The sequence below is a fragment of the Bacillus sp. 22475 genome, from assembly GCF_052044835.1.
Lineage (GTDB): Bacteria > Bacillota > Bacilli > Bacillales > Bacillaceae_G > Bacillus_A > Bacillus_A cereus.
In genome coordinates, this window is sequence record NZ_JBQENW010000014.1 from 120579 (window position 1) to 133918 (window position 13340).

Here is a 13340-nt window from a genome sequence, read left to right on the forward strand (position 1 = left end):
AAGGAGCTGTTTTTTTATTCGTCTTCTTTTTTATCATCGATTTGGAGTTCTTTTTCTGGTTTATGGTATGTGTAGAAGCTATCTACAAGTAAATCTAAATGCTCTACTTCTTCACTATAGTTAATAATGGAAGAAATAAGAGGGAAGAGATGTAGCCATGTTTTATATGCTTCTTCATCGTCCTTGTTTTGATAATCCATAAAGATATCAATTAATTCTTGTTTACCTGTTTCAACTTCATCAAGCATCTCAACAGACTGTTGTTTTTTTGCTTTACCAATGAATTTTAATAAAACTTGTTCGTGATAATGCGTTAATGAATCAAGTTCGTTTTGGATAGATTCCTGAAACTCTTCTGGCATGTAACGCAGTTCGTTTTCAGTACGGTGTAATGATTTTAACGTACTTAAAGCACGGCTTGTTGTCGCTAACATTTGTCTGAATAAAACGAGCTTACGAATTTTTGCGAACTTTACTTTTTTCGTGTAGCTTCTTTCTTCTTTATACAGCAGATAGTAATGGTTTAATTTGATCATTTTTTCTTTCATACGATCAATATCAGTTTTTAGCGTTGTAAAATCAGAAGCTTGCCTGCTATTCATTCGAATCCATTTTACAATTTCTTCTGTATTATCAACGATACGATGATAAAGTTTTGTTTCATATTTCGGCGGCATAAATACTAAATTTACAAGTGAAGCCGCAATAATACCAATCATAATCGTCGCAAAGCGAAGTAAGGCAAAACTAAAGAAATCTTCGCCTTGATACTCCATAATGGCGATAACTGTTACTAAAGCAATTGATATTGTGTTTTCTAATCGTAATTGCAGTGTAAGAGCAATTACTAATATACATGTTAATCCAATAATAAAAGGATTATGTCCAAAAGCAGTAGCAAATGCGATAGCAAATATCGCACCGATTACATTTGCTTGAATTTGTTCAAGTGCGGTTAAATAAGAACGGTATACAGACGGTTGAACAGCAAAGATAGCTGAAATTCCCGCAAATACCGGACTCGGTAATTGAAGTAAAATACAAGCAAATAAAGCTAACGTGATGGCAATACCCGTTTTTAAAATGCGAGCACCAAGTTTCATACCCTTAATAAGATCCTTTCTCTTGTCATAATGAATGTACAACATGATACTATACATTCATTACAATATGTTAGCAAGTGATATTTTAGTGACGTTAAAAGAAATTAGTATTCATTTTATCGCGCTAATTGTGAACAGTAAGATTCCCGCCTCTAAATTCAGTAGCTGGATGCCGGTAAACGCTCAATTGCTGTAGGCTAATTAAAGTTTCACTTTATAATTTTTCCTAATTTCTTTTAAACATCAGTTTTTAGTAAAAAGACCTGCTGAATTTCAGCAGGTCTCAAATTGTTACTATAGATTACTATGAGAAGTGTACTTCGTCAATTTTTTCTTAATAATGAAAATTACTCATGTCACTCTGTTGAGATAGATGGATCTGCCTGTTCTTTTTTCGGGATAATTTCAAAAAACTGGTTCTGTATATCATCTAATAACGGGGTTAACAAAGCAACTTCCTCATATTGCTCATGCTCGTTTAGTACACGAATATAGTCTAGCAATAATTCAGTTACATCTTTCAAACCATTTTTACTAATTGGTTGTAATGTAACATTTGCCCCTTTTGCGATTCTTCTTTTTAAGGTCTGTTCTGTTAAGCCTAAGTTTGAATCATGACGTAAATAAACAACACCGCCAGTCATGCCGGCGCAAATCCATGGACCAGGGTCACCTAAAACAAGCGCTCGCCCATTTGTCATATATTCAAAAGCAAACCCTTTAATATTGGAGTATGCCCCTATATTTCCGTGCTCTTTTTCACGGAGTGGTTTTGTTATTCTACCTCCAATTATCATGTCTGCCCCAGAAAGGCGAATGCCAGCGCGAGCATCAGCGTTCCCTTGCACGTATAGTGCCCCTTTTTGTGCACCATATCCAAATCCTTTTCCGACAGAACCGTTATAATATACTCCATCTTCTCCTTTTGATTTCGTTATATAAATACCACCACCAAAGGAAGTTTTACCAATGCCATCTTGTGCGCCGCCATTTACGTGTATAAATAAATTTTCACTATTGTAAGCACCTAACCCATTTCCGGGAATAGAACCATTCGTATACTTTAATGTAAGTGGTTCAAGTTGAGTAGCTTCATATAGTTTACTGCGAACGCGATAACATGATTCTAGCCCCCCCATAACGCGTTGCTCTACACCAACGCCTACTAATTCTTTTGAGTCAGCGGAATGAATTGTTTTAAATTGTTTTTCCGGTATGTCTTCTGTTCTTGTAACAGATGGATGTTCTATTATTTGTAGTAAATTACATAAGTTTAATAAATTTTCGCCTCGAACTTGCTCTAGTAAATCAGAACGCCCGACAATTGCTTGTAAGTTTGTATACCCAAGCTGTCCTGTTAATCGTTTTAGTTCTACACCGAAAGAGGTGAATAAATTTAACAGGCCGGCAACTGCGCTTTCTAATTCGCGCGGGACGAAGCGGCGTAATCCGTGTTCTTTTGCTTGTGCTTCAGACTCGATTTGTGTCGCAATTCCAACATGGCAAGTATCTAGATGGCACCCACGGCAAGTAGTACAGCCGATGGCAATCATTGATAGTGTGCCAAATCCAATACGGTTTGCTCCGAGGAGCATGATTTTCAAGGCATCATTTACACTTCGAATACCACCATCTGCCCAAATCTCTACTTTATGTCTCATGCTCGCTTCTAATAAAGCGTTGTGAGCAGCTTTAACACCAATTTCTACAGGAAGACCTACATGCTGCAATGCGTGAATACGTGCAGCACCTGTTCCGCCATCGAATCCGCTAATGTTAATAAAATCAGCACCAGCTTTGGCTATACCGACAGCAATTGTTCCGATATTAGGAACGACAGGGACTTTCACGGCTACTTTGGCAAGTTGATTAGCTGTTTTAATTTCTGTAATCATTTGAGCTAAATCTTCAATTGAATAAATATCATGGTTATTAGAAGGTGAAATTAAATCTGAGCCGATTGTCGCATTACGTGCTTCAGCTATTTTGGCTGTCACTTTTGAACCAGGTAAATGTCCACCTTCCCCAGGCTTTGCGCCTTGACCAATCTTGATTTCAATTAAGTTTGATGAGTTTAGTAGTTCGGCATTTACTCCAAATCGTCCAGATGCCACTTGTTGTCCACGTGTATGTGGGTATTTCCCAATCATATCTTTAATTTCGCCGCCTTCACCGTTCAAGCTAATCATATTTAGCTGATCGGCAGCTTCTGCATATGCGCGAAAGGCGATTTCGTTTTGAGAACCAAATGACATAGAACTAATAATAAATGGTAAATTATGATTTTGAATGCCGATAGATACTTCTTCAGTTGGAACGACATGTTTTGTTTGTTTCGTTTGAACAAGGTGTCTGATTGCGATTGGATTATTCTCTTCTAGTTCACTTAACTTGTCACGGTAATCATCATAAGAATTTCCTTTTGCAACATCGCCGATTGCTTTCCAAATTCGCGGGAATATATGAAATGATTTTCGCATTCTAATTTTAGGATTGTTATAATCTTCTGCTCGTATTTTGGCATCTTCAGCAAGTGATTCAAGTGAAAAAGCTAAATCATTTGAACCGAAGAAATTTGTAATTTGTAATATCTTTGCGATTTCCTCATGTAACCCAATAGATGAATAGAGACGTCCGTAACCACGTAACTCATGAATTCCAATTGTTGAAATGACTTTTTCTAATCCTTTATTAAGTGCATTATACAGATTCGTAATTGGTGTTTTTGTTCCATCATTTACAGTCGCGAATAATAAATATGGATTAATACTATCTGCTCCTAATCCATATAGCGTGACAATGTCATGTAAGGAGCGAAGGGCACCAGAACGTATAACGAGAGAACAATTGCGGCGTAATTTATTTTCACTTAATGCTTGATGTACTTTAGCGGTAACTAAATGTGGATCAATCCATAAGCGTTCATTTACATGGGCTTTTGCGTCATCTAATACTAGTAGAGAAGCACCATTGTTAACAGCAGCTATCGCTTCAGAACTAATGCGGCTTAATGCACATTGCAGAGTTTCTGACGAGCTGAATGTAGCAGAGATTGTGGCGATAGAGTTATGAGTCTTAAATAGCTCTATGAGTTGTTCGTACGTAATTGTGTGTAATTCCTCTGCAATAGGTTGTGCCACGCTGCCTTCTAAAATAATTGGTGAAAGCATTTCAACTACAAATGGCTGTTTTGCGCCGCTTAATAAACTTGGACGCTCTCCAAGTACAGTACGTGTAGAGAAGTGTTCAATTTCACGGTCGCGGTCAATTGCTGGGTTTGTAACAACAGCTACACTTTCTTTAATAAAGTCAGCGATATTTCGTCTATCAGTATCGAGTGCGGCAAGTGGTGAGTCATGCCCAAGTGAGCGTATTGGCTCAACGCCTTTTGTTGCCATCTGTTCAAGGAGCTGAATATGTTCTCGGTCCCATCCGAAAGCGACGTATTGTTTCGTTTCAACTTGAACAGAATCACATAGCCCTTGGATTTTTTTCGTTTCAGGGATAGATAAATTTAAATGGTAATTGGTAGTATCAATTCGCTTTTTAAAACGGTTATATACTTGGATTTGATATTTGTCATATTCATAAAGAACAAGTTCATCTTGTTCATTCCATTTTAATCCGACCTTTTCTCCAGGGGCGAGTGGTTTTGGTTCTGCTACATATTTAGTTGGTGATACAACTCCAGGTTCAGAAGAGAAAATATAGGAGCTCTCTGTCTCTACTTTCCATACTGGGCGTAATCCAAGGGAATCAACACTGAAAACAGCTTCATCTTTAAAACGGGAAATGATGCCAGCTGGTCCTTGTGCAAAATGTCCCCATGCTTCACGTATATACGTATATAAATCTTGTAAAGGTGTTTCATAAAGTTTAATTTCATTAATAATTGGTGGGAATAGAATTTCCATTGCTTCAAATAAACTGTAGTCGTATTGAACAAGTAGAGTTTCTAAGGTGCGGTTTAAATCTTGAGAGTCACTGCCTCCAGCAGTAAGTGGTACATCAATCATTTCAGCTTGATCGCGTAATTTTGCGATTGTGTTAATTTCACCATTATGTCCGAGAATGCTAAATGGTTGTACACGAAAAAAATTAGATAATGTATTAGTAGAGTAGCGGTTATGTCCTAATGTCATAGTTGAAGCGATAAGTGGATGTTGTAAATCATTATAGTAGGCAACAAGTGTATCACCAGCACCTAGAACTTTATATACAACATGATCACGACTTAATGAAGCAACATGAATTGCTTCGTTTTCCTCTATTTTTATTGTGACAGAAAATAATGTTTGCTCAATATTTGTAATTTCGTTTTCTGCGATAAGGGCAACTTGCCAAAATAAAGGTTCTTCTTGTTTACCAAGTGGACCGAGTGCATCAGAGTTTGTTACATCATCACTTTCGAAAATGATAGTAAAGTTTTTGTTGTTTAATTGCGTACGAATATAATCTTTTAAGATAGTAATGTTTTCTTTTTTATTTAGAAAAAAATGGCCAACGATAAAGTGGGGATGATCCACAATCGTTGGATTATATCCGCTACTTTTTAGTTTTTCATTCCAAAGCGCTTTTGGTACATCAATGTGAATGCCGATGCCATCGCCCTCACCATTAATGAAACCAGCTCTATGATTCATTTTGACGAGTGATTGAATGCAAAGGTCAATGTTTTCTTTTGTAGCAATTTTTCGTTTCTCCATAACGGAAACGATTCCACACGCATCGTGTTCTGCATTTCTATAATCTCGAAATAAAGACGGTGTCCATGTATTTTTTGTATTGAGCATCCGTCAATCCCCCCTCTTGTAAAAAAAGTTAGAATAATCTTACTATTTAAGGTGCAAATCACCTTGTACACAGAGATAGTAATGCTGTAAAAGAATATAAAACAGATAATTATGAATAATTATACTATTAATGCGGAATTTATGAAATAGAAAAAAGGAAAAAAGAAAGGTGAGCTTTCTTTTTTCCTTTTAATGACGGGATTATTTATTGTCTGCTAGGGCAACAAATGCTCTGCCGACAGCTTCGATTGTATATTCAATATCTTCTTTTGTATGTTCTGTCGTTAAGAACCATGCCTCGTATTTAGAAGGTGCTAAGTTAACTCCTTCTTGAAGCATAAGCTTGAAGAATTTCCCGAACATTTCACCGTCTGTATCTTGTGCGGCATCGTAATCTTCAATTGTATTTGTTGTGAAGTATACAGTTAAAGCTCCTTTTAGACGGTTTAATGTAATGTCGATATTATGTTTCGCTGCTTGCTCTAAAATTCCTTTTTCAAGCATTGCACCAAGTTCATCTAATTTCTCATAAAGTCCTTCTTGTTGAAGCACTTCTAGACAAGCTATACCTGATGCCATAGAAGCAGGGTTTCCTGCCATTGTACCAGCTTGGTATGCAGGTCCAAGCGGAGCAACTTGTTCCATAATTTCTTTCTTACCACCGTAAGCACCGATCGGTAAACCGCCGCCAATAACTTTACCAAGCGCTGTTAAGTCAGGTGTCACACCAAGTAAGTCTTGAGCACCACCGTACATAAAGCGGAAAGCAGTAATAACTTCATCGTAAATTACTAGTGCGCCAGCTTCGTGAACAAGTTCATTCACTTTTTCAAGGAATCCTGGTTTAGGCTCTACAATACCGAAATTTCCAACAATCGGTTCTACAAGGATAGCTGCTACTTCATGACCCCATTTATCTAACGCTTCTTTTAAAGTTTCTACATTATTAAATGGAATGGTAATAACTTCTTGTGCGATACTTTGTGGTACGCCAGCTGAGTCAGGAGTTCCTAAAGTAGAAGGACCAGATCCAGCTGCCACAAGTACTAAATCAGAATGACCGTGGTAACAACCAGCAAATTTCATGATTTTTGTGCGACCTGTATAAGCACGAGCAACACGAATCGTTGTCATCACTGCTTCTGTACCAGAGTTTACAAAACGGACTTTATCTAATGCGGGCATTGCTTCTTTTAACATTTTTGCGAATTTTACCTCTAGCGCTGTTGGTGTTCCATAAAGTACCCCATTTTCAGCAGCTGTTGTAATTGCTTTTGTTATATGCGGATGAGCATGTCCAGTAATAATAGGACCGTATGCTGCTAAATAATCGATATATTTATTTCCGTCTACATCCCAGAAATAAGCGCCTTTCCCGCGTTCCATAGCAACAGGAGCGCCGCCGCCAACTGCTTTAAAAGAACGAGAAGGACTGTTAACACCGCCAACGATATGCTCTAAAGCTTCTTTATGTAATGCTTCTGACTTTGTGAATTTCACTACAATTCATCTCCTTACAAAAATCTATGTATTATTCTAACATGTTTTTCGAAAAGACGTATTGTTTGTGATAGCAAAGGCAGTTGGGTAAACTATTCGTTGTGACATTTAGGAGGGGGGTCCGATTATGAAATCGGTAATTGAGGTACAAGGGTTACGTAAAGAGTTTACAGCCTATTCAAGTCGTCCGGGCTTAAAGGGTGCATTTCGCGATTTATTAAATCGTAATTATAAAATAGTACCAGCAGTAAATGATGTATCTTTTACTGTAAAGCAAGGTGAAATGGTTGGTTATATCGGTGAGAACGGTGCTGGTAAATCAACAACAATTAAAATGCTTACGGGGATTTTGACTCCGACATCAGGGCAAATCACAGTAAATGGAATGAATCCACATAAACAAAGAGAAGAATTTGTAAGAACAATTGGTGTTGTCTTTGGACAGCGCTCGCAACTTTGGTGGGATATTGCAGTCCAAGAATCGTTTCGTTTATTAAAGAAAGTGTATGGTGTATCAGACGCTCAGTATAAGGAGCATATGGAGCACGTAATTGAAACGTTAGATATAGGGCCTTTATTAGATAAACCAGTTCGAAAATTATCTCTCGGTCAAAGAATGCGTTGTGAATTAGCAGCAGCCTTAATTCATAATCCACCGTTATTATTTTTAGATGAGCCAACAATTGGGTTAGATGTACTTGTGAAATTGAAAATACGTGAATTTTTAAAAGAAATGAATGAACGTTATAAAACAACAATTTTATTAACTACTCATGATATTACGGATATTGAAGCTTTATGTGAGCGTGTTATCATGCTGGATGAAGGAAATATTATGTATGACGGTTCTTTAAATAATCTTCGTACGCAGTGGGGAGCAGAGAAGGAAATACACTTTCAGTTTGTTGCACCAGTTTCCTATCAGGCTTTATCAATGGTTATGCCAGATAATCATGTTGTTTGGTCGAAAGCGAAAGAGGAAAACGCATGGGTTGCAAAAATTCCGAATGAAGAAGTTATTATTTCAATGCTTATTTCTAAAGTAGTACAAGCATTTCAAATTAAAGATTTAAAAATTAACGAAGTGTCTACAGAGGAAATTATTCGTAACATTTATGAAGAAGGTATTACGCATGGGTAAGTATATTGAAATGATTCGAATTCGCTTTTTAATGATGCTTGCGTATCGCACAAACTATTATAGCGGGATTTTAATTTATACAATTAATATCGGCGCATATTATTTTTTGTGGCAAGCAATTTATAGCGGAAAAGAGAATATTGAAAGTTTATCTATTTCGCAAATGACTACGTATATCGCAATCGCGTGGATGGCACGTGCGTTTTATTTTAATAATATAGATAGAGAAATTGCGATGGAAATTCAAGAAGGCCGTGTGGCTGTAGAATTAATTCGTCCTTACAACTATTTAGGTATGAAAGTTATGCAAGGTCTTGGCGAGGGGATATTCCGTTTTGCATTCTTTTCCATCCCGGGCATGGTTATCGTTACGCTATTATTTTCATTGCAAATTACAACGAATTTTCAAACGTGGTTATATTTCTTCTTATCTTTAATATTTAGTTTTATTATTAATACACAAATTAATTTAATGACGGGAATGCTTACGTTTTTCCTATTTAATAATAGTGGAATTATGTATGCAAAACGCGTTGTTATTGATTTATTTTCAGGTCTATTATTGCCAATTAGTTTTTATCCGTTATGGGCCCAAAAAGCAATGATGTTTTTACCGTTTCAGGCTATTAGTTATATTCCAAGTATGATTTTTTCTGAAGGTATACAGGGGAGTAAGTTGTATGAGGCTTTAGTATTTCAAGTGATTTGGGCAATTGTACTTATTATTCCAATTGTACTCATGTGGAGAACGGCGAGAAAACGTCTAATTGTACAAGGGGGATGATGAGATGCTATATATAAACTTATTTTTACAATATGCAAGTCAATATATAAAAACGAAATTGGAGTATCGAGGCGATTTTATCGTTGGTTTACTTTCTGATTTATCGCTTCAAGCAGTTAATTTAATATTTATTCTCGTTGTATTTGGGCATACACAAGCATTGAAGGGATGGAGTCGAGAAGAGGTAATCTTTATTTATGGTTTCTTTTTAGTACCATTTGCCATCTTTTCAGCTTTCTTTAATATATGGGATTTTAATGATCGATACATTATTAAAGGGGAGATGGATCGTGTATTAACGCGACCGATCCATAGCCTATTTCAAATTATATTAGAAAGAATGGAACTTGAATCTTTAATTGGAGCCATTACAGGGATTGTTGTAATGGGATATGCAGCTGTGGAGTTACAATTATCTTTTTACTGGTATGATTTCTTCTTATTTATATTGATGGTAGGAGGAGGAGCACTTGTATATGGAGGGATATTTGTTACGCTTGCGAGCCTTGGTTTTTGGTCGGATGCGAAAAGTTCAATTATGCCCCTTATGTATAACATAGGTAATTACGGGCGCTATCCTGTTAATATTTATAATCGTGTAATTCGTTTCATTTTAACGTTTGTTTTACCGTTTGCGTTTGTTGGAGTATATCCAGCAGCATACTTTTTAAGAAAAACAGAATGGAATAGTTATGCATTTTCGACACCAATTGTTGGGGGTATCTGTTTTACGATTGCAATCACCCTCTGGAACCAAGGGGTAAAAAGGTATCGTGGCGCGGGTAATTAATTATAGAAGCTTGTTCGTTTCTAAGGGATAAATCAGTTCTCCACCTCATACATATAAAATGAGGTGGAGGACATGTTATGGGGATTTATTCTATTAATTGCAGCAATCGCTATTTTGAAAAGTGTCCAATTATTATGGAGTTCCTATTCAGATTCAACGCGTTTTTTTTCGCTCTATAATTTGGCCACATTATTTTTGATCTATACAACAGTACTGATCGCATTTGGATTAAGTTACGTTGTACTAGAGGAAATGGGTTTCGCAGTTTTGAAAGAGGACGGAGAAAGTTTGAACGCTCATTCTTTTCAACTCGTCGAAGTTTGTTTATATTTTAGCGCAGTTACTTTATTGTCTGTTGGATATGGTGACATATCTCCGATTGGAATTGGGCGATGGATTGCAATCGCAGAAGCGCTAATTGGATATACACTCCCTTTTGCTTTTGTGATGAGGTCTGTAATAGACAATGAAAAATAAGGAAGCATTTGTTATAGTAAAGGAAAAGAGTAGGAGTGATAACTATGATTACAGTAGGAGAAATGGCACCAGAATTCACATTAGAGGGAAGTAACGGAGAAGAAGTTCGCCTAGCTGATTTCCGCGGTAAAAATGTAGTTCTCTATTTTTACCCGAAAGATATGACGCCAGGATGTACAACTGAAGCATGTGATTTTCGTGATGCGTATGGAGTATTTCAAGAGAAGGATACGGTTATTCTTGGAGTAAGTCCTGATTCAGCGAATAGACATTTGAAATTCATTGAGAAACATGAATTGCCATTTACACTTTTAGTAGATGAAGATCATAAAGTAGCAGAGTTATACGATGTTTGGAAGTTGAAAAAGAACTTTGGGAAAGAGTATATGGGAATCGAGCGTTCTACATTCCTTATTAATAAAGACGGTGAACTTATAAAAGAGTGGCGTAAAGTGAAAGTGAAAGGACATATTGAGGATGTTCTTTCTTATATAAAATAAATCTACGTTGGAGATAAAATATGCAGAAACAAGGCAAGTGTCTATACATATTTTACTGCCTTACATAAAGTGGAAGTGTAGGGCATACCTCCTCAGATGATAGTATTCCAAGTGCGATTATGTCGCACTTTTTTCTATGTAATATATGAAGAAAAAGGGAAAGATACATAAAAACAAGTCCTGAATATAAAAATAAACCACATACTTATAGTAGAAATATTGACGATTTATAAGAAAAGGAGTACACTCTTTATAAGAATTATAAAATAATAATCCGTATAGAATCGGGGTGCATGACGGTGGTCAAAGAAGAATTAAAAGAAGCGCTAGAAATGCTGAAAAATACGGGTGTACGCATTACTCCACAGCGTCATGCTATTTTAGAGTACCTTGTGGAATCAATGACGCACCCAACAGCGGATGATATTTATAAAGCACTAGAAGGTAAGTTTCCAAATATGAGTGTTGCAACTGTCTATAATAACTTACGTGTGTTTAAAGAGGTTGGACTTGTAAAGGAATTAACTTATGGAGACGCTTCAAGTAGATTTGATTATGTTACAAGTCAACATTATCATGTGATTTGCGAAAAATGTGGTAAGATTGTTGATTTTCCTTATGGAGGCTTGGAAAAGCTGGAAGAGGAAGCTGCGAAAACGACAGGCTTCGTTATCAATAGTCATCGCTTAGAAATTTATGGCGTTTGTCCAGAGTGTCATAAGGCGTAATATATAATAAAGAAAGAGGCTGACGGCTATACGTCAGCCTCTTTCTTTATTATATAAGGATTAGCGTGAGGTTAATCGGGATTTACAGTGCTAAGTTAGTAAGAAGGGTTAGATAAAAGTTTGTCGAATTTACTTTGTATTGGTGGAAATGAATTCTTGGAGGGGACATTTTGAAGAAATATGAGATTAAAAGTGACATTCCAACATTGGAAGAATATAAATATTTATGTGATTCTGTGGGATGGACTAATTATATGAACTTTGAGGTGGCGGAAATATCACTTCAAAATTCGATTTACTGTATAACAGTCAAGGATAATAATCAAATCATCGGCATGGGCAGAATTGTTGGTGATAGGGCTATCTATTTCTATATTCAAGATATAGTGGTTCATCCAGAGTATCAAAAGAATGGTATTGGAAAGAAAATAATGAATACTTTAGTAGAATACTTAAATCAGAATGCTCCAGATAAAGCATTCATTGGTTTGTTTGCGTCGCAAGGGAAAACGTCATTCTACGAAAAATATGATTTTAAAGATTATTCGCCTAACATGACAGGGATGTTTACTGTTATTTCGAAAAATAGGTGTAATAAATTTAATAAAACAATTAAAAAGTTGATTTTTTAAGAAATCAACTTTTTAATGAGTTGAAACGTTTGTAGTGTTGCAAACTCGTATTTCCCTTGATACTTATGATTTATAATTCTTCTTATTATACTTCTCATCAAATTCTTTTCCTTCTAGATCTCGATCTAGTGTTAAAGGTTGATTGCAGTGCATACATGCATCGACACGGCCGAGCATTTTTGTTGGCTTATCACAGCTTGGACAAATAATTTGGATAGTCTTAGTAGATAACATACCAATCCAAAAGTAAACGACAGTGCTAGCGATAACAGCTAAAAAGCCAACCATCATAAATGTTGTCATAATAATAATGTTTTCGCGGAAAAAGACACCTAAGTATGCAATGAAGAGGCCGATAAATACTAAACTTAATGCAAAAGTCCGGATTTTATTGATTTTGTTTGAATACTTAATGCTCATTCTCACCACACTCCTATAATAATAATATAACATAAAATTTAGAATTTTCACTCTCGTGTAAATTGATAAAGGGATAAGATATGAAATGGATAGGAGGGGAGCTATGAAGAATGAATGGGTGCTATAATGATTTTTACAGCGATTTTTAAGTTTTTAACGGGATGTGAAATTTTTTTGTGAAAAGTATTGACCCTGTATATACTGCATGATATATTAATAACCGTCGCTGATGCGGAAACGCAGAAAACGACAAAAAAGAAATTGAAAAACTTAGTTGACATTGAAAAATGAAGATGTTAACATAAGGAAGTCGCAAATGAGCGACCAAGTAGTTCTTTGAAAACTGAACGAAACAAACAACGTGAAACGTCAATTTTTATTTTTAGATGCTAGACAAACTAACTTTATTGGAGAGTTTGATCCTGGCTCAGGATGAACGCTGGCGGCGTGCCTAATACATGCAAGTCGAGCG

Annotated in this window: 12 protein-coding genes and 1 rRNA gene; 9 read left to right on the forward strand and 4 right to left on the reverse strand. The window is 36.2% G+C overall.

All coding sequences use genetic code 11. The features are described 5' to 3' along the window. Nucleotides 1-14: 14 nt before the first annotated feature. Nucleotides 15-1103: an aromatic acid exporter family protein gene (locus ACTJJY_RS20810; protein ID WP_071714810.1), complete on the reverse strand. Its 1089-nt coding sequence runs from the start codon at nt 1101-1103 to the stop codon at nt 15-17. 43 nt (nt 1104-1146) lie between these two features. On the opposite strand from ACTJJY_RS20810, the gene ACTJJY_RS20815 reads away from it, so the two are divergent. Continuing rightward, entirely contained in the window at nt 1147-1299 is a 153-nt protein-coding gene (locus ACTJJY_RS20815; RefSeq protein ID WP_153601216.1) for a hypothetical protein, read from the forward strand. A 160-nt stretch (nt 1300-1459) separates the two neighbouring features. Here ACTJJY_RS20815 and ACTJJY_RS20820 read toward each other — a convergent pair whose 3' ends face one another. Then, entirely contained in the window at nt 1460-5896 is a 4437-nt protein-coding gene (locus ACTJJY_RS20820) for a glutamate synthase-related protein (RefSeq protein WP_440606423.1), read from the reverse strand. 201 nt (nt 5897-6097) lie between these two features. Beyond that, nucleotides 6098-7396: a glutamate-1-semialdehyde-2,1-aminomutase gene (gene hemL, locus ACTJJY_RS20825; RefSeq protein WP_440606424.1), complete on the reverse strand. Its 1299-nt coding sequence runs from the start codon at nt 7394-7396 to the stop codon at nt 6098-6100. A 127-nt stretch (nt 7397-7523) separates the two neighbouring features. On the opposite strand from hemL, the gene ACTJJY_RS20830 reads away from it, so the two are divergent. From ACTJJY_RS20830 to ACTJJY_RS20860, 7 genes are all read left to right on the forward strand, one after another. After that, entirely contained in the window at nt 7524-8537 is a 1014-nt protein-coding gene (locus tag ACTJJY_RS20830) for an ABC transporter ATP-binding protein (RefSeq protein ID WP_000843655.1), read from the forward strand. Beyond that, nucleotides 8530-9321 (forward strand): ABC transporter permease, encoded by a 792-nt coding sequence (locus ACTJJY_RS20835; protein ID WP_000521519.1) that lies wholly within the window; start codon nt 8530-8532, stop codon nt 9319-9321. Before ACTJJY_RS20830 ends, ACTJJY_RS20835 begins: the two co-directional genes overlap by 8 nt. A 4-nt stretch (nt 9322-9325) precedes the next feature. After that, on the forward strand, nt 9326-10111 hold the full coding sequence (locus ACTJJY_RS20840; RefSeq protein ID WP_440606425.1) for an ABC transporter permease: 786 nt from the start codon (nt 9326-9328) through the stop codon (nt 10109-10111). Between the two features lie 72 nt (nt 10112-10183). Next, nucleotides 10184-10588, forward strand: a complete 405-nt coding sequence (locus tag ACTJJY_RS20845; RefSeq protein WP_000964343.1) for a potassium channel family protein — start codon at nt 10184-10186, stop codon at nt 10586-10588. 44 nt (nt 10589-10632) lie between these two features. Continuing rightward, nucleotides 10633-11088 (forward strand): thioredoxin-dependent thiol peroxidase, encoded by a 456-nt coding sequence (bcp, locus tag ACTJJY_RS20850; protein WP_440606426.1) that lies wholly within the window; start codon nt 10633-10635, stop codon nt 11086-11088. A gap of 299 nt (nt 11089-11387) precedes the next feature. Next, the gene (gene perR / locus ACTJJY_RS20855) at nt 11388-11816 is read left to right on the forward strand and encodes a peroxide-responsive transcriptional repressor PerR (protein WP_000237829.1); all 429 of its coding nucleotides are present in this window, start codon (nt 11388-11390) and stop codon (nt 11814-11816) included. 170 nt (nt 11817-11986) lie between these two features. Then, entirely contained in the window at nt 11987-12448 is a 462-nt protein-coding gene (locus ACTJJY_RS20860; RefSeq protein WP_440606427.1) for a GNAT family N-acetyltransferase, read from the forward strand. Between the two features lie 63 nt (nt 12449-12511). On the opposite strand, the gene ACTJJY_RS20865 is transcribed toward ACTJJY_RS20860, so the two are convergent. After that, nucleotides 12512-12868, reverse strand: coding sequence for a YgzB family protein (locus tag ACTJJY_RS20865; RefSeq protein WP_440606428.1), 357 nt, complete (start codon nt 12866-12868; stop codon nt 12512-12514). Between the two features lie 404 nt (nt 12869-13272). Between ACTJJY_RS20865 and ACTJJY_RS20870 the strand changes: the two genes are divergently transcribed. Next, nucleotides 13273-13340 (forward strand): 16S ribosomal RNA (locus ACTJJY_RS20870); the annotation flags it as partial.